We start from the raw sequence: 23,601 nt of genomic DNA, 5'->3' as shown, positions 1-23,601 counted from the left end.
GTAGCGGTCGGAGCCCTCGGAGCCGAGGGCGGTGCCCGGCCCGGCCGCGGGCTCCGGATCGTCGACGGCGCCCTGGCCGCCGCCCCGGCCGCGGCGCCCGAGGCCGCCGACGAGTGCCTGAGCACGCAGCTGCACATCATCGAGGGCCGCATCATCGCGGGCGTGCGCTACTACTCGCTCAACGCCGCGCGCTACACCCGCCGCCGCGCGGCACCCCTGTCGCTGCCCCTGCGCGGGCGCCACGCGCCGGTCGCGCGGCTGCGCTACGCGCATCCGGACGCGCCGGAGCCCGTCGACGATCCGGAGCCCGCGGCCGGGCCGGGCACCGCCCTCGGCTCCGAGGGCTCCGACCGCTACCGCCCCGGCCGGCTCAGCGAGGACTGAGCGTGACCCGCTTCCGCATCGACCTGGGCTACCGCGGCACCGACTTCCACGGCTGGGCCCGCCAACCGGGCCTGCGCACCGTCCAGGGGGAGGTCGAGGACGCGCTCGCCCTCGTCACCGGCGCGCCCGTGGCCACGGTCGTCGCGGGCCGCACCGACGCCGGCGTCCACGCCCGCCACCAGGTCCTCCACCTCGATCTCGAGGCTCCCGCGCTCGCCCGCCTGGCCGGGCGCGGCGACCGCGAGCCCGGCGCTGCCCTGGCCGCGCGGCTGCGCGGCGCCCTGGGCCGCGGCGGTGCGCGCGACATCGCGATCCACTCCGCCGCGCAGGCCCCGCCGGACTTCGACGCCCGCTTCGCCGCTGTGTGGCGGGCCTACCGCTACCGGCTCGCGGACGCTGCGACCTTCCGCGATCCGCTGCGCGCGGACTCGACCGCCGAGCACCGCGGCAGGCTCGACGAGGCGGCGATGGCCAGGGCCGCCGGCGAGCTGCTGGGCCTCCACGACTTCCTGCCGTTCTGCAAGCCGCGCCCGGAGGCCACGACGGTGCGCACGCTGTTCGCCCTGGAGGTGGCCCGCGATGCCGATGACGCCCTCGAGGTCCGCCTGCGCGCCGATGCGTTCTGCCACCACATGGTCCGCGCCCTCGTGGGCGGCCTCGTGCGCGTGGGCTCCGGGGCGTGGCCGGCCAGCCGCCCGGCCGAGCTGCTCGCCCGCGCCGAGGCGGGGGAGGGCAAGGCGGCGCTGGGGCCCATGTCCGTGCTGCCCGCCCACGGCCTCGTGCTCGAGGCGATCGGCTATCCGGACCCCCAGGAGTTCGCGGCCCAGGCGCGCACGACACGCGCCCGGCGCCCTGACATTGGCTCTCACCAGCACTGATACTGCTATCTGGGTGCTTCATGTGCCGTTCATGAGATGTTGCGCACAAACCTGGGCGAATCCTGGCAGGATGGGGTCACACCGCCTTCCCCCTACCCATCGGAGTCCCGCATGCATCCCGTACGCCTGAGCGCGGCCGCCGCGGCCGTCACCCTCCTCGTGCCCCTCGGGGCGGTGCCGGCCCTCGCCGCCGATGCCGATGCCCCCGCCGCCAAGGGCAAGGACGTCCAGCTCCTCTCCCTCACCGACTTTCACGGCCGCCTGGGCGACGGCGCCGGTGCCGGCCTCGCCTCGGTCATCGAGCGCGAGCGCAGCCTGCACAAGGACATCCCCACCGCACTCGTGTCCTCCGGCGACAACGTGGGCGCCTCGACCTACGCGTCGTCCTCGCAGCAGGACAACCCCACGATCGACTACCTCAACGCGATCGAGCTCGATGCGTCCTCCGTGGGCAACCACGAGTTCGACAAGGGCGCCGACGACATCGCGAACCGGCTGTCCAAGCGCGCGGACTTCCCGTTCCTGGGCGCCAACGTCTACACGAAGGGCACGCAGAACATCGCCCCCGGCATGAAGGCCTACAAGGTCATCGAGCAGGGCGGCGTGAAGATCGGCGTGATCGGCGTCGTGACGAAGGAGACCGCGAGCCTCGTCTCACCCGACGGCATCAAGGACGTGACGTTCGGCGACCCGCTCGAGGGCATCAACCGCGCGGCCAAGGAGATGGCGGCCCTGCCGGCGGACCAGAAGCCGGACATGACGGTGCTCACCGCGCACATCGGCTCCTCGCAGCCGGACAAGACCCTCGAGGTCGCCAAGCAGGCGGGCCCCGAGTTCAAGAAGATCGTCGAGGGCGCCGACGCCTCGATCGACGCCATGTACTTCGGCCACACCCACCTGTCGATGAACTTCACCGAGCGGATCCCCGGCACGGACCGCACCCGGCCCATCATGCAGGCGTCGAACTACGGCACGAAGGTCGGCCAGTCCATCCTCACCTCGGAGGGCAACGGCGACTGGACGGTCAAGGACGGCACGGACAAGCTCCTCGAGACGAAGGGCGTCGACTTCGACTCGGCCGCCGTGAAGAAGGCCAAGGGGATCATCGAGGACGCCGAGGACAAGGCCAAGGAGATCGGCTCGGAGGTGGCCGGCACGATCGCCGACGACTTCGACCGGGCGAAGAAGGACGACGGCGCGGAGGACCGCGCCGCGGAGTCGACGCTTGGCAACCTCGTGGGCGATGCGCTCAAGGAGGGCACCGAGGGCTCGCAGCTCAAGGCGGCCGATCTGGGCCTGACGAATCCCGGCGGGATGCGCGCGGACCTGAAGAAGGACTCCCAGTTCGGCTCCGAGAAGCCGGGCGAGGTCACGGTGGGCGAGCTCAACCAGGTCCTGCCGTTCGCCAACGACTACGGCGTGGTCGCGCTCAAGGGCAAGGACCTCGAGGAGGTCTTCGAGCAGCAGTTCCAGCCCGAAGGTTCCTCGCGGCCCTTCCTCCACCTGGGCGTGTCGAAGAACGTGCGCGTCGTCTACGACTCGAAGGACACCAAGCAGCGCGTGAAGTCCGTGCTCATCGACGGCAAGAAGATCGACGCGGACAAGACCTACCGCGTGGCCACGCTAAGCTTCCTGGCCGCCGGCGGGGACAACTTCACCGCCCTTTCCAAGGGGGAGTTCGAGCAGTCCGGGCTCACCGACTTCGACGTGTGGAAGTCCTACTTCGCCAAGCACAAGGACCTCGCCCCGGACCGCAGGGAGCGCCAGGCCGATGCCGCCGAGGACATGATCGAGGCAAACGACCTGTCCTACAGCGTCAAGGTCGCGCAGGGCGGCGGCGAGACGGGGCAGCGCTACGAGCTCACGCTCGCCGCGAAGAAGGACGTGCCCGGTCCGCTGCGCTTCGCCGTGAGCGCGCCGCAGGGCGCGAAGGTGGCATTCGCCGCTGCCGAGGGCACGAAGGCCGATGGCTCCGAGCTCATCATCGAGGCGCGCAGGGCCGGCACCGCGAAGGTCGCGTTCACGGTCTCCGGCGGGGCACAGGGCGCCCAGGCGAGCGCCCGGGGCGCCCGCGCAGCCGCCGCGCAGGCCGCGCCCGCCACCGCGCAGCCGCTGCAGGTCGCGCTGACGTCCGACCGCGCGCACGCGTTCTGGGACGACGATCCGCTGCCGCTCGTCCACGCGGCCGAGGTCGACGCGGCCCCGGCACCGGACCCCACGCAGCCGCCCAGTGAGCAGCCCAGCGACGAGCCGAGCCAGGATCCCAGCCAGGACCCCAGCCAGGGACCCGGCCAGCCAGGCCCGGACGAGGAGCCCAGCAGCACCTCGGGCCCGCAGCGGCCCGGAGACGACGGCCGCGACGACAGCGGCTCCGGCAGCGGGCACCTGCCGCGCACCGGCGCCCAGATCGCCGGCCTCGTGGGCGCGGCTGCGCTCCTGCTCCTCGTGGGCGGCGCGACGATGGCGCTGACCCGCCGCCGGGACTGAGCCCCCGCCGGGGCTGAGCGCCCCGCCCGGTGACCCGGGATGACCGTCCGGCCCCGTCGCGCATTTGCGCGGCGGGGCCGGACTGCGCTAGATTTGCTAGTCGTTGCGTACGTCTGCGTGCCCCTTTCGCCTCTAGTCGCGTTGCAGGCCGGTGGGTCCCGATTCGTACCGCGCATGAGAGAAAGCCTGCTTGGGCGCACCGCCAGATCACGACCTGCGCGCCCAACCGTGCTGTGGACCGAAGTACAACGAGAAGAAGGCTACTTTTGCGTACGTACACCCCGAAGCCCGGCGATGTTCAGCGCCAGTGGCACGTCATCGATGCCACGGACGTGGTCCTCGGCCGGCTTGCCTCGCAGGCCGCGCGCCTGCTGCGCGGCAAGCACAAGCCGACGTTCGCCCCCCACGTCGACACGGGTGATTTCGTGATCATCATCAACGCCGACAAGGTCGCGCTCACCGGCGCCAAGCTGGAGCAGAAGCGCGCCTACCGCCACTCGAACTACCCCGGCGGCCTCAAGAGCGTGAACTACACGGAGCTGCTCGCCACCTACCCGGAGCGCGCCGTCGAGAAGGCCATCGCGGGCATGGTGCCCAAGAACCGCCTGGGCCGTGCGCAGATGCGCAAGCTCAAGGTCTACGCGGGCGATCAGCACCCGCACTCGGCCCAGAACCCGCAGCCGTACGAAATCAGCCAGGTCGCGCAGTAAGCGCCGACGGCAACACAACTTCCGAGGAGAGACGTGGCTGACACCGCCAACACCCCTGACGTCGTCGAGGACGTCGAACTGACCGAATACTCCACCGAGACCCCGGCGTCGGCCGGCCTGGGCGAGTCCGTGGCCGGCGGCCGCGGGCAGTCCATCACCGCCCCCGGCTCCGGCGTGGGCCGCCGCAAGCAGGCGATCGCCCGCGTGCGCCTGGTCCCGGGCTCCGGCGAATGGACCATCAACGGCCGCGACCTGGAGACCTACTTTCCGAACAAGCTGCACCAGCAGCTCGTCAACGAGCCCTTCCGCCTGCTCGACCTCGAGGGCCGCTTCGACGTCCACGTGCGGATCCACGGCGGCGGCCCCTCCGGCCAGGCCGGCGCGGTCCGCCTGGGCATCGCCCGCTCGCTCAACGAGATCGACCGCGAGGCCAACCGCGCGGAGCTGAAGAAGGCAGGCTTCCTCACCCGCGACGCGCGCGTGCCCGAGCGCAAGAAGGCGGGCCTCAAGAAGGCCCGCAAGGCGCCGCAGTTCTCGAAGCGCTGATCGACCGCGCCGCAGCCCGGCGCACCGCACCGCACAGCAGGCCCCGACCGCTTGGTCGGGGCCTGCTGTGATTCACGTCTCCTCAAAAGTATCTTGACGTCGAGATACATGCTGCTTAGGTTAGAAGTACCTAAAGCGATCGAGCCGCAGTGGCGGCCCGGCAGAGAGGAGAGAACGGATGTCAGCTCCGACCGAATCCCGCACCGAGGTCCAGCAGCTCGCGCGCTTCGCCGCGCAGGCGGACCTGTCCCAGCTCAGCCCGGCGGCACTCGAGCAGCTCAAGATCCGCGTGCTCGACACGGTGGGCGTGGCGATCGGCGCGCTCGACGCGCAGCCGCTGCGGGCGATCCGCGCGCTCGTCACCGCCGACGGCGGCACGGGCGCCACGCTCATCGGCGGCGGCTCTGCGAGCCCCGACCACGCCGCCTTCTACAACGCGGCGCTCAGCCGGTACCTCGACTTCATGGACGCCTACCTCGCCAAGAGGGAGACGAACCACCCCTCGGACAACATGGGCGCCGTCCTCGCCGCCGCGGAGTCCGTGGGCGCCAGTGGCCGGGAATTCCTCACCGCGTTCGCGGTGGCCTACCAGATCCACGCGCGGCTCTCCGACGTGGCGCCGGTGCGCGACCTGGGCTTCGACCACACGACGCAGGGCGCGTTCGCCGCCGGCGCCGCCGCGGCCCGGGCCATGGGCCTGGACGAGGACCAGATCGCCAACGCGGCCGCGATCTGCGGCACCGCCAACGTGGCGCTGCGCGTGACCCGCACCGGCAACCTCAGCCACTGGAAGGGCCTGGCCTACCCGCACGTGGCGAAGGAGGGCGTGTTCGCAGCCCAACTCGCCGCGCATGGCATCACGGGTCCCGAGGCCGTCTTCGAGGGCAACAAGGGCTTCCGCGCCCTGGCCGGGGACTACGAGCTCGACTGGTCCGCCGAGGACCTCGAGAAGGTCACCGGCACGATCATCAAGAAGCACAACGCGGAGATCCACTCCCAGTCCGCGCTCGATGCGGCCCAGGACATCCGCGCCCAGGAGGGCTTCCGCGCCGATGCGATCGCGAAGGTCGAGCTGACGACCTTCGACGTCGCCCACCGGATCATCGGCGGCGGGGAGGAGGGCGACAAGCGGCTCGTGCGCACGAAGGAGGAGGCGGACCACTCGCTGCCGTGGATGCTCGCGGTCGTGCTGCTCGACGGGCGCCTCAACCCCGAGCAGTACGAGCCCGAGCGCATCGTCGCCGACGACGTGCAGGACCTCATGCGCAAGGTGGCGATCACCCCCTCCCAGGAGTTCAGCGACCGCTTCCCGGAGCACATGTGCGCCGACCTCACGGTCACCCTGGGCGACGGAACGGTCTTCCGCGCCCAGACCGATGACTACGAGGGCTTCACGACCCACCCGCTGACGTGGGAGGCCGCCCGCGAGAAGTTCGACGCCCTGGCCGCCCCGTTCGCCGCTGCCGACCTCCGCGAGCGCCTTGCGCAGACCATCCACGGCCTCGAGGACCGCCCGGTCAGCGCGCTCACCGAGCTGCTCGCCCAGGTCGGCCGCGAGCGCTCCTGAGCGAACCGGCCCCCGGACCCACCCGCACCGACCACCCCGCGAACCCATCACGAAGGAAGGACCACCACCATGTCCAATGCCATCGACTTCGACGTCGCCATGAACTTCGTCCCCCGCGCCTGGCGCCCCGCCAAGCCGCGCACCATCGGGATGACCGAGATCCGCGCCCCCTACTACTCCACCTTCGGCACCCGCCACCTGCGCGACGTCTTCGACGTCGCCGGCCAGTGGGTGGACGGCATCAAGTGGGCGGGCGGCTCGTTCGCCCTCGTCCCGCAGGAGCAGGTGCGCGCGTTCAGCGACATCGCCCACGAGAACGACTCCTACGTCTCCTCCGGTGGCTGGATCGAGACCGTGCTGCGCTACGGGGATGACGCCGTCGACGAATACCTCAAGCAGGCCAAGGAGGTGGGCTTCGACGTCATCGAGATCTCCACCGGCTTCATCATGCTGCCCACCAGCGGCCTCGAGCGCCTCGTGGAGAAGGTGACGAAGGCCGGCCTCAAGGCCAAGCCGGAGCTCGGCATCCAGATCGGCTCCGGGGGCGACTCCGGCGAGGCGGAGCTCGCCGCGGAGTCCGCGAAGGACATCGGCGACCTCGTCGACCGCGGCCGGCGCGCCCTCGACGCCGGCGCCTCGATCATCATGATCGAGTCCGAGGGCATCACGGAGAACGTCACGGAGTGGAACACCGCCGCGGCCGCCTCGATCATCAACGGCCTGGGCCTGGACAACGTCATGTTCGAGGCCGCCGACGGCCCGGTCTTCGAGTGGTACATCAAGAACTACGGCAACGAGGTCAACCTCTTCGTCGACCACTCCCAGATCCTCCAGCTCGAGGGCCTGCGCCAGAACATCTGGGGCAACAAGAGCACGTGGGGCCGCGTCATCAACCCCGCCCCGCGCGGCTGAGACCCGCCCCGCCCACCCTCCGCGAGCCTGCGCGCCGGCCGAACTAGACTGGCGCGCAGGCAAACGGAAGGAAGCGCAATGTCGAGACTGTTCGGAACGGACGGGGCCAGGGGCCTGGCGAACGCGGACATCACCGCCCGCCTGGCCCTGCAGCTCGCGGTCGCGGGCTCGCGAGTCCTGGGCGCGGCCCAGGCGGCCGACGGCGCGCGGCCCGTGGCCATCGTCGGCCGCGACACGCGCATCAGCGGCGAGTTCCTCTCCGCGGCCACGTGCGCGGGCATCGCGTCGACCGGCGTGGACGTCCGCGACGCCGGCATCCTGCCCACCCCGGGCGTCGCCCACGCGGTGGCGGCCACCGGCGCCGCGTTCGGCGTCGTGCTCTCGGCCTCGCACAACCCCATGCCGGACAACGGCATCAAGTTCTTCGGCCCCGGCGGCACCAAGCTCGACGACGCGGTCGAGGACGAGATCCTCGCCGTGCTCGAGACGGACTGGGAGCGGCCCACCGGGGCCGCGGTGGGCCGGATCAACCGGTACCCGGCGGCCGCGGACGAATTCACCGAGCACCTCGTGGCCACCTTGGGCGCGGCCGACGCCCGCCCGCTCTCCGGCCTCTCGGTGGTCGTCGACTGCGCGAACGGCGCCGCGAGCGTCGTGGGCCCGGCCGCCCTGCGCCAGGCCGGTGCCGAGGTTATCGTCATCGCCGCCGAGCCCGACGGCCTCAACATCAACGACGGCGTGGGCTCGACCCACATCGGCAACCTCCAGGCCGCGGTCGTCGAGCACCAGGCGGACCTGGGCGTCGCCTTCGACGGGGACGCGGACCGCTGCCTGGCCGTCGACGCGCTGGGCCGCGAGGTCAACGGCGACCAGATCATGGGCATCCTCGCGATCGGGCTGCACTCGGCCGGCCGGCTGGCCCGGGGCACGCTCGTCACCACCGTCATGTCCAACCTGGGCCTGCGCCTGGCGATGGGCGAGCACGGCATCGACACCGTCCAGACCGCGGTGGGGGACCGCTACGTCCTCGAGCGCATGCTCGCCGACGGCTACTCCCTGGGCGGCGAGCAGTCCGGGCACGTCCTCATGCTCGACCACGGCACCACCGGCGACGGCGTCCAGACCGCGCTGCACATCATGCACCGGATGGCCGCCGAGCGCCGTACGCTCGCCGACCTCGCCGCCGAGATCCCGCAGCTGCCCCAGGAGCTCGTCAACGTGCGCGGCGTGAACAAGGCGCGCACGGACGATGCGCAGGTCGCCGCGGAGGTCGCCGCGGTGGAGGAGGAGCTCGGCGACACCGGGCGGGTGCTGCTGCGCGCCTCGGGCACGGAGCCCCTCATCCGGGTGATGGTCGAGGCCGCCTCCGCCGCCCAGGCCAAGGCGCAGGCCCAGCGCCTGGCCGCCGTCGTCCGGGACCGCCTGAGCCTGGGCGGCTGAGCCGCCCGCGCCCGAGGCGTTGGCCGGCTGTTCACCCGCCCGCCGCCGGGCAGCGGGGCCGGGGCCGGCCCGCGGTGCTAGCCTCGCCGTGCCGCCCCCCGGCACCGCACAAGCCCGACACCCACCATCTCGCATCCGAGGAGTCGCCCACATGCCCCAGATCAGCCTGGCAGCCTTCGACATCGCCGGCACCACGGTCGACGAGCACGGCGGGGTCTACCGCGTGCTGCGCGAGGCCGTGGAGGAGACCGGCGCGGCCGTCACGGACGAGGGTGTGCAGACGTGGATGGGCGCGGACAAGACGGAGGCGATCTCCCACCTCATGTCCGAGGGCGGGGTCGAGCCCACCGCCGAGCGGGTCGAGGCGGCCTTCGCCCGGTTCAAGGAGCTGCTCGCCCAGCGCTACCGCGAAGACCCGCCGGTCGCCCTGCCCGGTGCGGAGGACACCATGCGCGCGCTGCGCGCCGCCGGCGCCAAGGTCGCGCTCACGACCGGCTTCTCCGCCGACGTCGCCGAGCCGCTGCTGGCCCAGCTGGGCTGGAAGGTGGGCGAGGGCGAGCTGCTCGACGCGCTCATCACCGCCGACACGGTGGCCGCGGGCCGGCCCTACCCGTACAAGATCTTCTCCGCGATGGAGGCCACCGGCACCGCCGCGGTCGGCACCGTCGTGGTGGCCGGGGACACGCGGGTCGACGTCGAGGCCGGCCGCAACGCCGGCGCCGCGCACGTCATCGGCGTGCTGACGGGCAAGCTCGAGCGCCCCGCGCTCGAGGCCGCCGGGGCCACCGCCGTGCTGGACTCGCTGGCGGACCTGCCGGCCCACCTGGGCCTCTGAGCCGCCTGGGCGGGGCGGACCGCCTCGGCTCGCGGAGTGGGACCGCGGGCGCGGGGGCGGGCCCGGCTGGGATGATGGGCCCATGACACCCCCGCGCAGCGCCCTCGTCGCCGCCGGCTGCACCGCCGCGGCCGCCCTGTTCGTCTGCGCGCTCACCCTGGTGCTGCGCGCGGCGGGCGGCCTGAGCGGGCCGATCGCCGTGCTCGCGGGGCTGACGAGCTCGTTCGCCGTGCTCGGGGCACTCGCCGCCGCGCTGGGCGCCGTCGTGGGCTGGGTGCGCGCCCGCGCCGTGCCGCTGGACGGGCAGGCGCCGGCGCCCGGTCGCGCGAGCGCGGGCCCGCCGTGGCGCTGGCTGTGGCTCACCGCCCTGTTCCTGGCGCTGTCCGCGCCGCTCATCGTCTACCTGCTCGCGGTCCTGTGGCTGACGAACGCGCTCTACGTGGCGCTGTGCCTGGCGATCGTGTGCGTGCCGGCCGCCCTGGCCTTCGTTCCCGTGGGCCGGCTGACCCTGCGCTCGCGTCCGGGGCCCCCGCGCGCGTAGGGTGGTGGCAAGACGCCTTGCCGCCCCCGGTCGCCGCCGGGGCGCGGCGGTGCGCACTTAACGAAGGAGGCACTCATGTCACAGGCCGACGAGCAGACCGACCAGCTCACCTTCCAGGACCCGGTCACCCGGTTCCCGGAGATCACCCCGCCCAAGCAGGACCAGCCCGAGCCGGGCCTCGACCGCGACCTCGAGCCGCAGACCGACCGCGGCGAGGACAGCTACCGCGGCACCGGCCGCCTCAAGGGCCGCCGCGCGCTCATCACCGGCGCGGACTCCGGGATCGGCGCCGCCGTCGCGATCGCCTTCGGCCGGGAGGGCGCGGACGTCGCGCTCAACTACCTGCCCGACGAGGAGGACGACGCCCAGCACGTGCGCGACGTCATCGAGGCCTCGGGCGCCCGGGCGTTCCTGTTCCCCGGCGACCTCTCCGATGAGGCCTTCGCCGCGGACCTCGTCGGCCATGCGGCCGAGGCGCTGGGCGGCCTGGACGCCGTGGTGAACAACGCGGGCCGCCAGATCGCGGTCGAGGACATCGCGGACCTGAGCGATGAGCAGTGGTCGAAGACGTACCAGACGAACGTCCACGCGATGTTCACGATCTCGAAGGCGGCGGCGGCCATCATGCCCGCGGGCTCCACGATCGTGAACTCGACGTCGGTCCAGGCCTACACCCCGTCCCCGCACCTCATCGACTACGCGTCGACGAAGGCGGCCATCAACGCGTTCAGCAAGGGCCTGGCCCAGCAGCTCGCGCCGCGCGGGATCCGCGTGAACGCCGTGGCACCCGGCCCCATCTGGACGCCGCTGCAGGTCTCCGACGGCCAGCCGAAGGACGCCCTGCCGGAGTTCGGCAAGAGCACGCCGCTGGGCCGCGCGGGCCAGCCCACCGAGCTCGCCCCCGCCTACGTGTTCCTCACGTCGCCGGAGTCGAGCTACGTGGTCGGCGAGACGCTCAGCGTGACCGGCGGGCAGCCCACTCCGTGAGACGGGCCGCGAGGGCGGCCGGCGACGGCAGCATCGCGCCGCATCCGCTGCGCGTGCTGCTCGTCGCCGACCCCGGCGTGCCCACCGAGCGCGCCGAGGCGGTGGCCGAGCCGCTGGCCGAGGCGCTGAGCGAGGGCGGCCGGCGCACCGTGGACGTGGCGATCGAGACCCGCCTCATCCTCCTCACCCCGGACCACGCGCTCGACCTCGCCACAGCCCGCGACCTCAACGCGCAGTATTCCGAGGCGCCCATCACCATCCTGCTCACGGAGATCCCCCGCCACGAGCGCGGCCACCCGCTCATCGCCGAGGTCTTCCCCGACGAGCAGGTGGGCGTCGTCTCCTGCCCCACGTTCGGGGCGCTCGCCACGAGGCGCCGCCTCACCCGGATCCTCGCCGCGTGCATCCAGCGCATTGAGTTGGGCTTCAAGGACGGCTCGGGCAACCCGGAGCCGCACTGGAGCCGGTGGGGCTACCGCGAGTCCGAGCGCAGCTACGCGCTCCACGCGCACACGTTCTTCGGCGGGCCCAGGCTCGTGACGGGCATGGTCGTGGCCAACGAGCCGTGGCGCTCCCTGCCCCGGCTGTCCGGCGTGCTCGCCGCGGCCGCCGCCGCCGGCGCCTTCGGCATCTTCTACAACTCGATCTGGATCATGGCGGACTACCTGCCCTGGCCGCGGCTGCTCGCGATCGCCGCGCTGGCCATGGTCGTCATGGTCGCCTGGCTCATGGCGAGCAACCGGCTGTGGGACCGCCCGGAGCGCGAGAGCCTCGCCTCCGTCGTCTTCTACTACAACGTCTCCACGGTCATCACGCTGCTCGTGTGCGTGCTCGCGCTCTTCGCGGCGCTCGGCGCGCTCATCCTGGGCGGCTCGCTCGTCGTCATCGACGTGCGCTACATGGCCGACATCCTGGGCCACCCGGCAGGGTTCATGAACTACCTGCGGATCGCCGTGCTCAGCGCCTCGATGGGACTCATCGCCGGCGCGCTGGGCGCGAGCTTCGACTCCGATGCCGACATCCGCCGGCTCACCCACGGCCAGCGCGAGCGGCTGCGCGTCCAGCAGGAGGACGCGGCCAAGGACGAAGCGGCCGCGGCGGAGGGCGCCGAGGCCGCCTCCTAGCTCAGCCGTCCTGCCGGGCGAACTGGGTCTCGTAGAGCTGCGCGTAGCGCCCGCCGGCGACCAGCAGCCGCGCGTGCGGGCCCCGCTCGACGATCGCGCCGTGCTCGATGACGAGGATCTCGTCCGCGCTGCGCACCGTGGACAGCCGGTGGGCGATGACGAGCGCGGTGCTGTGCTCCATGACGTGGGCGAGCGCGTCCTGGACGGCGGCCTCGTTCGTCGAGTCGAGGGCGCTGGTGGCCTCGTCGAGGACGACCACCGGGGGCGCGGCCAGCAGCATCCGCGCGATCGTCAGGCGCTGGCGCTCCCCGCCGGACAGCCGGTAGCCGCGCTCGCCGATGACGGTGTCGAGCCCATCGGGCAGCTCGGCCAGCACCTCGCCCAGCCGGGCGGCCTCCACCGCCGCGCGCAGCTGCTCGTCCGTGGCCGCGGGCGCTGCGAGCAGCAGGTTCTCCCGGATGGACTCGTGGAACAGGTGGCCGTCCTGGCTCACCATGCCCACCGCGGCGCGCAGGTCGGCAAACGACAGCTCGCGCACGTCGACCCCGCCCACGCTCACGGCCCCCGCGGTGACGTCGTGCAGCCGCGGCAGCAGGGAGGCGAGCGTGGACTTCCCGGCCCCGGAGGAGCCCACGAGGGCCACCGTGTGCCCGGCGGGGATGTCGAACGAGATGCCGTGGAGGACCTCCTCGCCGGCGCGGGGATCGAGCGCCTCGACGTCTTCGAGGCTGGCCAGGGAGACCTCGCTGGCCGACTGGTAGGCGAACCGGACGCCGTCGTAGCGCACGGCCAGCGGGCCGGCCGGCAGCGGCCGGGGCGCCTCGGGCTCCCGGATGGCCGGGCGCAGGTCGAGGATCTCGAAGACGCGCTCGAAGCTCACGATCGCGCTCGTGATGTCCATCCGCGCATTCGCGAGCATGGTCAGCGGCGTGTAGACCCGGGTGAGGAGCATGGCCAGCGCCACGACGCGCCCGGCGTCGAGGTGGCCGAGGACCGCCTGCGCGCCGCCCAGGCCGTAGACGAGCGCGAGCGCCAGGGCGGAGACGAGGGTGAGGGCCGTGACGAAGGCCGCCTGCAGCATCGCGGTGCGCACCCCGATGTCGCGCACGCGCCCGGCCCGCAGCGCGAACTCCGCCGATTCGCGCGCGGGGCTGCCGAAGAGCTTGATGAGGATCGCACCGCCGGCGGAGAACCGCTCGGTCATGCGCGTCGACATCGCGGCGTTGAGGTCCGCCGTCTCGAACTGGAGGCGGGCCAGCCGGCCGGCCAGCAGACGGGTGGGCAGGACGAAGATCGGCACGAGCAGCAGCGCGAGGGCGGTGACCTGCCACGAGATCGTCACCATCACCACGAGTGTGAGCACGACGGAGATGAGGTTCGTGACGACGCCGGAGAGAGTGTTGGAGAATGCCCGCTGGGCGCCCATCACGTCCGAGTTCAGCCGGGAGACGAGCGCCCCGGTGCGGGTGCGGCTGAAGAAGGCCGCGGGCATCCGCTGCACGTGGTCGAACACCGCGGTCCGCAGGTCGAAGATGATGCCCTCGCCGATCCCGGCGGACAGGCGCCGGTTGGCGAGCGTGAGCGCGGCATCGGCGAGCGCGAGGCCGGCCATGAGCGCGGCGAGCGCGACGATCGCGGAGATCGGGCCGGACCCGGTGATGAGGTTGACCACCCGCCCCGCGAGCGTGGGGGTGAGGACGCCGAGCACCGAGGCGAGCGCGGAGAGCGCGAGGAAGGCCGTCAGCGCGGCCCGGTGGGGCCGGGCGAACCCAGCGATGCGCCGCAGGGTCGCCCGCGTGATGCGCGCGGGAGCGTCGCCGGCGGTCCGGCGCGAGCTCGTGGCGCGGTACATCGCCGCCTGCGGCGAGGGTGTCGACATGGGGCTCCTGGGGCGGTGGGCTGCGTGGGCGGTGGGCTGCGGACCCACCTACAACCCGCCGGGCGCGCGGTCCATTCCCGCAGGCCGCCCTGCCGGACGCGCCTCAGAGCTTGCGCAGCTGGATCCGGCGCACCGTGTGATCGGGGGACTTCGAGAGGATGAGATCGGCCCGCCCGCGGCTGGGCGCGACGTTCTGGGCGAGGTTGGGCGCGTTGATCGAGTCCCAGATCTCCCCGGCCAGGGCCCGGGCGTCGGCGGTGTCGAGCTCGCTGAAGCGGTGGAAGTAGGAGTCCGGCTGGGAGAACGCGCTGTGCTGGAGGCTGAGGAAGCGCTCGATGTACCAGTTGCGGATGTCGTGGGGCTTCGCGTCGACGTAGACGGAGAAGTCGAAGTAGTCGCTCACGCTCACGCCCATCCGCCCGTCCGGGCGCGGCCGGGCCGGCTGGAGGACGTTGAGGCCCTCGACGATGAGGACCTCCGGGGCGCGCACCGTGACCTCGGCGCCGGGCACGATGTCGTACGTGTGGTGGGAGTAGACGGGGGCGCGGGCCTCGGGGGCGCCGGACTTCACGGCCGCGAGGAAGCGCAGCAGCGAGCGCCGGTCGTAGGACTCGGGGAAGCCCTTGCGGTTGGCGATCCCGCGCCGCTCGAGCTCCGCGTTGGGGAGGAGGAAGCCGTCGGTCGTGATGAGCTCGACGTGCGGGGTGTCCGGCCAGCGGGCGAGCATCTCGCGCAGCACGCGCGCGGTCGTCGACTTGCCCACGGCCACGGAGCCGGCCACGCCGATGACGAACGGCGTGCGGTTGGGCACGGGATCGCGGCCGTCGGCGTGCAGCGGGGCGAGGAACTCGCGGGTGATGTCGTGCTTGAGCTCGCGCGCGGAGACGTAGAGGTTGAGCAGCCGCGAGAGCGGCAGGTAGATCGACGAAACCTCGCCCTCGTCGATGCGCTCGCCCAGGCCCCGCAGCCGCTCGATGTCCGGGGCGGTCAGCGGCAGCGGCATCGTCTCGGCCAGCTGCGACCACGAGGTGCGGTCGAAGCTCCAGTAGGGGGACAGGGAGTCCGCATCGGCTGCGCGCCGGGCGGGCCGCAGGCCCACGAGGCGCCGGGCGGGCTCGAGGTCCACGTGGTGGTGGGGAGCGGGGGCGGCATCCGAGTCGGTCGGCATGGCCCGATTGTCTCATGCGCGCGTCTCAGGCGGCGGTCGGGCGCGTGTCACGTGACGGACGCCCAACGTTTGCCTGCGGTTCAGCCGGCCGTCAGCCCCGCCTTCGCGGCAGGGCCTAGCGTGCGAGCATGACGACCGCCCGCGAGCTTGCGCACACGCTCGCCGCCGAGGTCGCACAGCTGCCCGGCGGGGCGCGCATCGACAGCGAGCACGCGCTCATGCGCCGGTTCGGAGTGGGCCGCAGCGTCGTGCGCGCGGCCGTCGCGGAGCTCGAGGCCCGCTTCCTCGTGCGCCGGGTCCAGGGCAGCGGCACCTACGCGCTGCGCCGGATCGACCTCGTGCTCGCCCACGGCGCCGTCCCGAGCTTCCACGGCCTCATCGAGTCCGCCGGGGCGAGCCTGCGCACCCGGCTGAGCGCCACCGCCATCGAGCCCCTGCCCGCGCCCGTCGCCGACGTCCTGGGCGCACCCGAGGCGGCCCCGGCCCGCCGGCTGCTGCGCACCGGTGAGATCGACGGGCTGCGCGCCGTGCTCATCGACGAGTGGGTCACCCCGGGCATCGCCGCCGATGTCGATGCGGGCCTGGGCGTCATCGAGTCCGTCTGCGAGATCCTCGCCGCCTACGGCTCGCGCCCGGAGTGCGCGCTCACCCGCGCGAGCGTCGAGCAGCCCAGTGCGCTGGCCGCCGAGCACCTGGGCCTCGACGCGGCCGCACCCGTGTGGAGCGTCGAGACCCACACCGTCGACGCCGCCAGCGGCTCACCGCTGCTGGTCTCCCGGGCCTGGCTGCGCCTGGACAGCGTGCGCATCGTCATGGAGCTCGCCCGCGCCTGAGCGGGTTCGCCCAGGCTTCACCTCACCGCGCCCGCCATTCACCCGGCGGCCGTCGCGGGCTCACCTCCATCGGCCACGCTCGGCCGGGCGCGTGCCGCGCCGCCGCAGGCCCCGCCCGCCTTCCAGCCCGCATCACCGAAGGGCTCACCCATGCGCACCCCCGCCGCCGCACTCTCCGCACTCTCCGCCGTCTCCCTGTTCGCCCTCGCCGCCTGCGGCCCCTCGGCCGCCCAGGGCTCGAGCGGCTCGGGCGACTCCGACCCGGACACCCTCGTCTTCACCGCGATTCCCTCGGAGGAGTCCCAGAGCCTGTCCCAGCAGTTCAAGATCGTCATCTCCGAGATCGAGAAGGCCACCGGCAAGAAGGTCCAGGTGCAGTCGGCGACGGACTACGCCGGCGTCATCGAGGCCCAGCGCGCGGGCAAGGTCCAGCTGGCCAACTACGGCCCGCTGTCCTACGTCGCCGCCCACGATTCCGGGGTGGGCCTCGACATCCTGGGCGGCCAGATCACGGAGAAGGACGGCAAGCCCGGCTACAACTCGTTCGGCGTCGTGCCCGCCGATTCGCCGATCAAGAGCCTGGACGACCTCAAGGGCAAGAAGGTCTGCTTCGTCGACCCGACCTCCACCTCGGGCTACCTCTACCCGTCCGCGGCCCTGCAGAAGGCCGGGATCGACCCCAAGAAGGACGTCAGCCCCATCATGGCCGGAGGCCACGACTCCTCGGCGCTGTCCGTGGCGAAGGGCAGCTGCGATGCGGGCTTCGCCGAGGACGCGGTCGTCAATGGCAGCCTCATCAAGTCCGGCCAGCTGAAGAAGGGCCAGCTGCGCGAGATCTGGAAGTCCGAGCTCATCCCGGCGACCCCCGTCGCGGCCTCGGACTCGCTGAGCCAGGACCTGCGTGACAAGCTCAAGCAGGTCTTCACCCAGACGCTGAACAAGGACGCGCTCGTCAAGGCCGGCACGTGCACGTCGGCCAAGGACTGCGAGCTGCCCGAGGACTCGTGGGGCTACGTGCCGCTCGAGGACTCCGCGTACGACTCGGTGCGCAAGGTCTGCGAGGCCACCAAGGCCGATTCGTGCGTGAAGGGCTGATGACGATGACCGCCACGCTGCCCGACCCCACGCGCTCCGGTTCCACGGCCTCCGAACCCACCGCCTCCGATCCCACGGCACCGGCCCTCGCCGTGGAGCCCGCCATCGCCTTCGACGCCGTGGAGCCCGCCATCGCCTTCGACGGCGTGGTCAAGGAGTTCCGCCGCGGCCAGCGCGCCCTCGACGACGTCACCGCGACGTTCGCCACCGGGCGGATCACCGTGCTGCTGGGCCTCTCCGGCTCAGGCAAGTCCACCCTCCTGCGCCACATCAACGGCCTGCACAAGCCCACCGCCGGGCACGTGCGCACCCTCGACACCCAGGTGGAGCGCGCCGGCACGCATGCGCTGCGGGCCCTGCGCCGGGACGTGGCGATGGTCTTCCAGCACTTCAACCTCGTGGGCTCGATGACGGTGCTGGAGAACGTGTGCACCGGCCGGCTCGGCTCGCTGGCCGGGCCCCGGATGGGCCTGTTCATGTACCCCCGCGCCGTGCGCGCCGAGGCGATGGAGCAGCTGGCCCGCGTGGGCCTGGCCGACAGGGCCTTCCAGCGCGCCGACACGCTCTCCGGCGGCCAGCAGCAGCGCGTCGCGATCGCCCGCGCGCTCATCCAGGAGCCCAAGATCCTGCTGGCCGATGAGCCCGTCGCCTCACTCGACCCCGTCTCCGCGGCCTCCGTCATCGACCTGCTGGGCCGGATCTCACGCGAATCGGACCTCACCGTGGTCTGCAGCCTCCACCAGGTGGAGATCGCCCTCGACTTCTCCGACCGGATCGTCGGCCTGCAGGCGGGCCGGGTCGTCCTCGACCAGGAGACCGCGGGGCTGAGCCAGGAGGACGCGTACGCGATCTACGACCGCGTCGCCCACCCCGAGGGCCCTTGCCGCCGCCGCGGCGGGTGAACCGCGCGCCGTGCAGGAGGCCTGAGGTGTCCGCACCCGCCGTCGCGACCCTCGACGCCCACCGCGGCCCGGAGGGCGAGGGACCGCGCTTCGCCCCGCCCAGGCGGCCGCTGCCGGCGCCGCGCACGCTCGCCGCGGCAGCCGTCCTCGCCGCGCTGTTCGCCGCGTCCGTGTGGTCGCTCATTTCGCTGCGGATCAACGTGGCCACGGTCATCGACTCCGTGTCCAACGCCGCGAAGTTCCTCGCCCGGATATTCCCGCTGGACTTCCCGAGCCTGGGCGAGATCGTCTCGATGACCGGGCTCACGCTCGCCATCGTCTTCCTCGCCACCCTCCTGGCGGTCATCCTCGGCCTGCCGGTCGCCGTGCTCGCGGCCACGAACACGGCCCCGAACCGCGCGACCCGGCTGGCCGCGCGCGTGCTCATCGTCATCGCCCGCGCGATCCCGGACCTCGTGCTCGCGATCGTGTTCTTCCGCATCTTCGGCCTGGGCGCCCTGCCGGGCATCCTCGCGATGGGGCTGCACTCGGTGGGCATGGTCGGCAAGCTCTACGCGGATGCCATCGAGTCGATCGACGAGGGACCCGTCGAGGCCGTGCGCGCCGCCGGCGGCGGCCGCGTCCAGCAGGTCGTCACCGCGGTCATCCCGCAGGTCATGCCCCAGATCATCGCCACCGGTCTGCACCGCTTCGACATCAACCTGCGCACCTCGGTGATCCTGGGCTACGTGGGCGTCGTGGGCATCGGCAAGGAGCTCTCCGACGCGATGCGCACCATGCAGTACGACTGCGGCATGGCCTGGGCGCTCATCGTGCTCATCCTGTGCGTGGGCATTGAGCTGCTCTCCGGCGCGCTGCGGGCCCGCCTGCTGCGCAGCCCCGGCGCCGCCCAGCAGGGCCTCTACGGGTTCGTCATGCGCCGGATGCCCGGCGCCGCGGCCGCGCAGAGCGCCCCCGCGCTGCCCGGCGACGAGGTCCAGCGCACCCCGGACGGCGCCGTGCGGGTGTCGCCGGGCTGGTCGGCCGACCGGATCCGCCGCCTCCTCACGCTCGTCGTCGTGCTCGCCATCGTCGCCGCCTCGGGCGCGGCCACCCAGCTCGATCCGGTGGCCGCGCTCGCCTCGCTTGCGAACCTCCCGCAGACGCTCGCGATGTTCTTCCCGCCCAGCTCCGGGGGCATCCTGCCGGAACTCGGCGCGGCGATGGTCACGACCCTGCAGATCGGCCTGGCCGCCACCCTGCTGGGCGGGATCCTGTCCGTGCCGATCGGGGTGCTCGCGGCGGCGAACGTGGCGCCCAGCCGCGGGGTCGCGGCGGCCTTCCGCGCCATCATCGTGGGCGTGCACGCGATCCCGGACCTCATCCTCGCGATCATCTTCATCGTCATCACGGGGCTGGGGCCGGTGGCCGGCACGTTCGCGCTGGCAATCGGCAGCATCGGGCTGCTGTCCAAGCTCATCGCGGACTCGCTCGAGGAGACCGACTACGGCGTGCAGGAGGCCGTCCGGATGAACGGGGCCACCCGCGTGCAGGTCTTCTTCGCGGCCACCGTGCGCCAGGCCATGCCGGCGCTCGTCGCGCACGTGCTCTACTAGCTCGACACGAACATCCGCTCGGCCACGCTGCTGGGCATCGTGGGCGCCGGCGGGATCGGCTTCTACCTGCTCAACTCCGCCCGGGTCATGCAGTTCGACGTCGTGACGTTCATCATCTGCCTCATCCTCGCCACGGTCCTGCTCGTCGAGGGCCTGTCGGTCTGGACCCGCTCCGTCATCCGCTGAGCCGGGTCGGGATCCAGCAACCGCGCCCGAGGTGCGGGCCGAGTGGGACTCGGCCCGCACCTCGAGCGCGGTGTCAGTGCAGGAGTGCGTCAGCTCACTGGCCGAACGCGGCGGGGTCGGGGCCCATGCGCTCGTCGGTGCTCAGGCCGTCGATGGCCGCGAGGTCGTCCGGGGTCAGCTCGAAGTCGAAGACCTCGAAGTTCTCCGCGATGCGCGCGGGCGTCGTGGACTTGGGGATGACGATGCGGCCCTCCTGGAGGTGCCAGCGGATGACGACCTGGCCGGGGGTCTTGCCCAGCCGCTGCGCGATCTGCTCGACCGTGGGGTTCTCGAGGTCCTTGCCCTGGCCCAGCGGCGACCAGGCCTGCGTGGCGATGCCCATGTCCTGGTCGAAGCGGACGAGGGCCTCGTTGCCGAACGTGGGGTGCACCTCGATCTGGTTGACCGACGGGGTGACCTGGGAGAGGTCCGTGATCTCGCGGATGTTGTCCGCGAGGAAGTTCGACACGCCGATCGAGCGGACGAGCCCGTCCTCCTGGGCCTGGATCATGGCGCGCCAGGCATCCGGGCGCTGGGTGGAGCCGGCCACCGGCCAGTGGATGAGGTAGAGGTCCACCCGGTCGAGGCCGAGCTTCTCGAGGCTCTCCTCGAGGGCCGCGCGCGCATCGCCGTGGCGGTCGTTCCACAGCTTCGTCGTGACCCACAGGTCCTCGCGGGCGATGCCCGATTCGCGGATGGCCCGCCCGACGCCCGCCTCGTTGCCGTAGGCGGCGGCGGTGTCGATGTGCCGGTAGCCCGTCTGCAGGGCCGTGGCGACGGCGCTCACCGCGTCGTTGTCGGCGACCTGCCAGGTGCCGAAGCCCAGCTGGGGGATGTGCGTGCCGTCGTTGAGTTCGATGGTGGGGACTGCCATGGTGCTCCCTTCGAAGGCGGGCGGGGCGTGCGCATTGCCGGCACCGTCCCGGTGGCCCGGGTCCTCCCCTCTTCCTATCAGGTGAGCCTGGGCCGCGGGTGAGGATGTCCCCGCCGCCGGGGCTGTGGACATCCCTGTGGATGACGTGCGTCACGCCCGCTCTGCCCGCCCCCGGGGCAGGGGACGCGATCCCCTACAATTGCGCCCATGTGCGGAATCGTCGGATATGTCTCCTCCCTGTCCCCTGACGCCGCGGGGCACTCTGCCCTCGACGTCGTCCTCGCCGGCCTGCGCCGGCTCGAATACCGCGGCTACGACTCCGCGGGGGTCGCCCTCGTCAGCGAGGACGGCGAACTGGCCAGCGCCAAGAAGAGCGGCAAGCTGCAGAACCTCCTCGACGAGATCGAGGCGCACCCGCTGCCGGAGGCCATGACCGGCATCGGCCACACTCGCTGGGCCACGCACGGCGGGCCGACGGATGCCAACGCCCACCCGCACCTCGCCGACGGCGGGAAGCTCGGACTCATCCACAACGGGATCATCGAGAACTTCGCCGAGCTGAAGGAAGCGCTGCTGGCCGACGGCGTCGCGTTCGCCTCGGAGACGGACACGGAGGTCGCCGCCCACCAGGTGGCGAAGAACTACCGGGCCACCGGCGACCTCACCGAGGCCATGCGCCTGACCGCGGGCCAGCTCGAGGGCGCGTTCACGCTGCTCGCCGTCCACGCCGACGAGCCGGGCAAGGTCGTGGCCTCGCGACGGAACTCGCCGCTCGTCATCGGGCTGGGGGAGGACGAGAACTTCCTGGGCTCCGATGTCGCGGCGTTCATCGACTACACGCGCAGGGCCGTCGAGATCGGCCAGGACGAGATCGTCACGATCACCCCGGACGAGGTCGCCATCATCGACGCCGACGGCAACCCGGTGCAGGGCACGCCCTTTGAGGTCGACTGGGACCCGGCGACCGCGGAGAAGGGCGGCTTCGCCTCGTTCATGGACAAGGAGATCCACGACCAGCCGCAGGCTGTCGCGGACACGCTCCTGGGCCGCTTCGACCTGGAGGGCCGCCTCACCCTCGACGACATGCGCATCGACGAATCGCTGCTCAAGTCGATCGACAAGATCGTCGTCATCGCCTGCGGCACCGCCGCCTACGCCGGGCAGGTCGCCCGCTACGCGATCGAGCACTGGTGCCGCATCCCCACGGAGGTCGAGCTCGCCCACGAGTTCCGCTACCGCGACCCGGTCGTGAACGAGAAGACGCTCATCGTCGCCATCTCGCAGTCCGGCGAGACGATGGACACGCTCATGGCCGTGCGCCACGCCCGCGAGCAGGGCGCCAAGGTCATCGCGATCTGCAACACCTACGGCTCGTCGATCCCGCGTGAATCGGACGCCGTGCTCTACACCCACGCCGGTCCGGAGATCGCCGTCGCCTCGACGAAGGCGTTCCTCTCCCAGATCGTCGCCTGCTACCTGCTGGGCCTCTACCTCGCCCAGCTGCGCGGCAACAAGTACCGCGACGAGATCGAGACGGTCATCCGCGAGCTGCAGGAGATCCCCGCGAAGATCCAGCGCCTGCTCGACGAGGACAAGCAGCAGGTCGTCGACCTCGCCGCGAAGTACAAGGACACGCAGTCCGTGCTGTTCCTGGGCCGCCACGTGGGCTACCCCGTGGCCATGGAGGGCGCGCTCAAGCTCAAGGAGCTCGCCTACATCCACGCGGAGGGCTTCGCCGCCGGCGAGCTCAAGCACGGGCCCATCGCGCTCATCGACGAGGGGCAGATGGTCTTCATCATCGTGCCCTCGAAGAACGGGCGCGACTCGCTGCACGCGAAGGTCGTCTCGAACATCCAGGAGGTCCGGGCGCGCGGGGCGAACACGATCGTCATCGCCGAAGAGGGCGACGAGGAGGTCCGACAGTACGCCTCCGAGGTCATCTTCGTGCCGCAGACGGCCACGCTGCTCGCGCCGCTGCTGGCCACCGTCCCGCTCCAGGTCTTCGCGATGGAGCTCGCAACGGACAAGGGCCTCGACGTCGACCAGCCGCGCAACCTCGCGAAGTCCGTCACCGTCGAGTGACGCGGACTTCGAAGCGGGCGCGGGCGCTGGCGTGAGCGGGGCGCGGGCATGAGCATCATCGGGATCGGGATCGACATCGCCGATGTCGACCGCTTCGCCGAGCACATCGAGCGCGTCCCGGAGCTGCTCGACCGGCTGCTGACGCCGGCCGAGCAGCTGCGCAGGAACGGCCGCCGCCGGTCCGCGGAGTCGCTGGCCGCGCGGTTCTCCGCGAAGGAGGCGCTCGTCAAGGCGCTGCAGCTGCCGCAGATCATCCCGTGGCACGAGGCCGAGATCGTCTCCGCCTTCTCCGGAGCGCCGAGCTTCCGGCTCACCGGCTGGGTCCTCGAGCACTTCCGCGCGCGCGGCGCGCAGACCGCCCACCTGTCCATCAGCCACGACGGCGGCCGCACGGTCACCTACGTCATCGTCGAGGGCGACGGCGCGCCGCTGCCGCCCCCGGTCGACCAGCCGGCGCCGCTGCTGCCCGGCTCGCCCGAGGCGCTCGCCGAGCTCGAGGCCTTCCGCGCCCGCGCGCGGGCCGGCCGGGAGGCGCGG

At 72.3% G+C, this 23,601-nt stretch carries 22 protein-coding genes; 19 read left to right on the top strand and 3 right to left on the bottom strand.

Annotated elements, in window-relative coordinates:
* From GSY69_RS10100 to GSY69_RS10045, 12 genes are all read left to right on the top strand, one after another.
* Window positions 1-384, top strand: a 384-nt coding sequence (locus tag GSY69_RS10100) for a hypothetical protein (RefSeq protein WP_160953728.1), incomplete at its 5' end; no start/stop codon positions are given.
* A 2-nt stretch (window positions 385-386) separates the two neighbouring features.
* A complete protein-coding gene (truA, locus tag GSY69_RS10095) occupies window positions 387-1,262 on the top strand; it encodes a tRNA pseudouridine(38-40) synthase TruA (RefSeq protein ID WP_160953727.1) in 876 nt (291 codons plus the stop codon).
* Window positions 1,263-1,373: 111 nt separating this feature from the next.
* Window positions 1,374-3,749 carry a bifunctional metallophosphatase/5'-nucleotidase gene (locus GSY69_RS10090; RefSeq protein WP_160953726.1) on the top strand — a complete coding sequence of 792 codons (2,376 nt, stop codon included), beginning with the start codon at window positions 1,374-1,376 and terminating at the stop codon, window positions 3,747-3,749.
* A 266-nt stretch (window positions 3,750-4,015) separates the two neighbouring features.
* Window positions 4,016-4,459 (top strand): 50S ribosomal protein L13, encoded by a 444-nt coding sequence (rplM, locus tag GSY69_RS10085; RefSeq protein ID WP_160953725.1) that lies wholly within the window; start codon window positions 4,016-4,018, stop codon window positions 4,457-4,459.
* A gap of 33 nt (window positions 4,460-4,492) precedes the next feature.
* The gene (gene rpsI, locus GSY69_RS10080; RefSeq protein WP_160953724.1) at window positions 4,493-5,005 is read left to right on the top strand and encodes a 30S ribosomal protein S9; all 513 of its coding nucleotides are present in this window, start codon (window positions 4,493-4,495) and stop codon (window positions 5,003-5,005) included.
* A gap of 178 nt (window positions 5,006-5,183) precedes the next feature.
* Entirely contained in the window at window positions 5,184-6,572 is a 1,389-nt protein-coding gene (locus GSY69_RS10075; protein ID WP_160953723.1) for an MmgE/PrpD family protein, read from the top strand.
* A 69-nt stretch (window positions 6,573-6,641) separates the two neighbouring features.
* Entirely contained in the window at window positions 6,642-7,484 is an 843-nt protein-coding gene (locus tag GSY69_RS10070; RefSeq protein WP_160953722.1) for a phosphosulfolactate synthase, read from the top strand.
* Between the two features lie 78 nt (window positions 7,485-7,562).
* Window positions 7,563-8,924, top strand: coding sequence for a phosphoglucosamine mutase (glmM, locus tag GSY69_RS10065; protein WP_160953721.1), 1,362 nt, complete (start codon window positions 7,563-7,565; stop codon window positions 8,922-8,924).
* Window positions 8,925-9,075: 151 nt separating this feature from the next.
* Complete coding sequence (locus tag GSY69_RS10060; protein ID WP_160953720.1) at window positions 9,076-9,759, top strand: phosphonatase-like hydrolase; 684 nt, start codon at window positions 9,076-9,078, stop codon at window positions 9,757-9,759.
* Window positions 9,760-9,841: 82 nt separating this feature from the next.
* A complete protein-coding gene (locus tag GSY69_RS10055) occupies window positions 9,842-10,300 on the top strand; it encodes a hypothetical protein (protein WP_160953719.1) in 459 nt (152 codons plus the stop codon).
* A 75-nt stretch (window positions 10,301-10,375) separates the two neighbouring features.
* The gene (locus tag GSY69_RS10050) at window positions 10,376-11,287 is read left to right on the top strand and encodes an SDR family oxidoreductase (protein WP_160953718.1); all 912 of its coding nucleotides are present in this window, start codon (window positions 10,376-10,378) and stop codon (window positions 11,285-11,287) included.
* Window positions 11,284-12,411, top strand: coding sequence for a hypothetical protein (locus GSY69_RS10045; RefSeq protein ID WP_328698840.1), 1,128 nt, complete (start codon window positions 11,284-11,286; stop codon window positions 12,409-12,411). Before GSY69_RS10050 ends, GSY69_RS10045 begins: the two co-directional genes overlap by 4 nt.
* Window position 12,412: 1 nt before the next feature.
* On the opposite strand, the gene GSY69_RS10040 is transcribed toward GSY69_RS10045, so the two are convergent.
* Both GSY69_RS10040 and coaA read right to left on the bottom strand, forming a co-directional pair.
* Window positions 12,413-14,290 (bottom strand): ABC transporter ATP-binding protein, encoded by a 1,878-nt coding sequence (locus GSY69_RS10040; protein WP_160953717.1) that lies wholly within the window; start codon window positions 14,288-14,290, stop codon window positions 12,413-12,415.
* Between the two features lie 103 nt (window positions 14,291-14,393).
* Entirely contained in the window at window positions 14,394-15,458 is a 1,065-nt protein-coding gene (gene coaA / locus GSY69_RS10035; RefSeq protein WP_160953716.1) for a type I pantothenate kinase, read from the bottom strand.
* A 128-nt stretch (window positions 15,459-15,586) separates the two neighbouring features.
* On the opposite strand from coaA, the gene GSY69_RS10030 reads away from it, so the two are divergent.
* From GSY69_RS10030 to GSY69_RS14225, 5 genes are all read left to right on the top strand, one after another.
* Entirely contained in the window at window positions 15,587-16,291 is a 705-nt protein-coding gene (locus GSY69_RS10030; RefSeq protein WP_160953715.1) for a GntR family transcriptional regulator, read from the top strand.
* A gap of 150 nt (window positions 16,292-16,441) precedes the next feature.
* Window positions 16,442-17,386 carry a phosphate/phosphite/phosphonate ABC transporter substrate-binding protein gene (locus GSY69_RS10025; RefSeq protein ID WP_160953714.1) on the top strand — a complete coding sequence of 315 codons (945 nt, stop codon included), beginning with the start codon at window positions 16,442-16,444 and terminating at the stop codon, window positions 17,384-17,386.
* Entirely contained in the window at window positions 17,386-18,288 is a 903-nt protein-coding gene (gene phnC / locus GSY69_RS10020; RefSeq protein ID WP_235936466.1) for a phosphonate ABC transporter ATP-binding protein, read from the top strand. Before GSY69_RS10025 ends, phnC begins: the two co-directional genes overlap by 1 nt.
* 26 nt (window positions 18,289-18,314) lie before the next feature.
* The gene (phnE, locus tag GSY69_RS10015; protein ID WP_202411012.1) at window positions 18,315-19,883 is read left to right on the top strand and encodes a phosphonate ABC transporter, permease protein PhnE; all 1,569 of its coding nucleotides are present in this window, start codon (window positions 18,315-18,317) and stop codon (window positions 19,881-19,883) included.
* A gap of 39 nt (window positions 19,884-19,922) precedes the next feature.
* Window positions 19,923-20,069 carry a hypothetical protein gene (locus GSY69_RS14225; RefSeq protein WP_202411011.1) on the top strand — a complete coding sequence of 49 codons (147 nt, stop codon included), beginning with the start codon at window positions 19,923-19,925 and terminating at the stop codon, window positions 20,067-20,069.
* 94 nt (window positions 20,070-20,163) lie between these two features.
* Here the strand turns inward: GSY69_RS14225 and GSY69_RS10010 are convergent, their stop codons facing one another.
* Window positions 20,164-20,982: an aldo/keto reductase gene (locus tag GSY69_RS10010; protein WP_160953713.1), complete on the bottom strand. Its 819-nt coding sequence runs from the start codon at window positions 20,980-20,982 to the stop codon at window positions 20,164-20,166.
* Window positions 20,983-21,189: 207 nt separating this feature from the next.
* On the opposite strand from GSY69_RS10010, the gene glmS reads away from it, so the two are divergent.
* Window positions 21,190-23,064 carry a glutamine--fructose-6-phosphate transaminase (isomerizing) gene (glmS, locus tag GSY69_RS10005; protein WP_160953712.1) on the top strand — a complete coding sequence of 625 codons (1,875 nt, stop codon included), beginning with the start codon at window positions 21,190-21,192 and terminating at the stop codon, window positions 23,062-23,064.
* Window positions 23,065-23,112: 48 nt separating this feature from the next.
* A partial coding sequence (locus GSY69_RS10000) for a holo-ACP synthase (protein WP_160953711.1) occupies window positions 23,113-23,601 on the top strand: 489 nt, incomplete at its 3' end.

This window comes from Brevibacterium rongguiense (assembly GCF_009857845.1).
Classification (GTDB): Bacteria; Actinomycetota; Actinomycetes; order Actinomycetales; family Brevibacteriaceae; genus Brevibacterium; species Brevibacterium rongguiense.
This window is presented reverse-complemented; position numbering and strand designations above follow the sequence as displayed.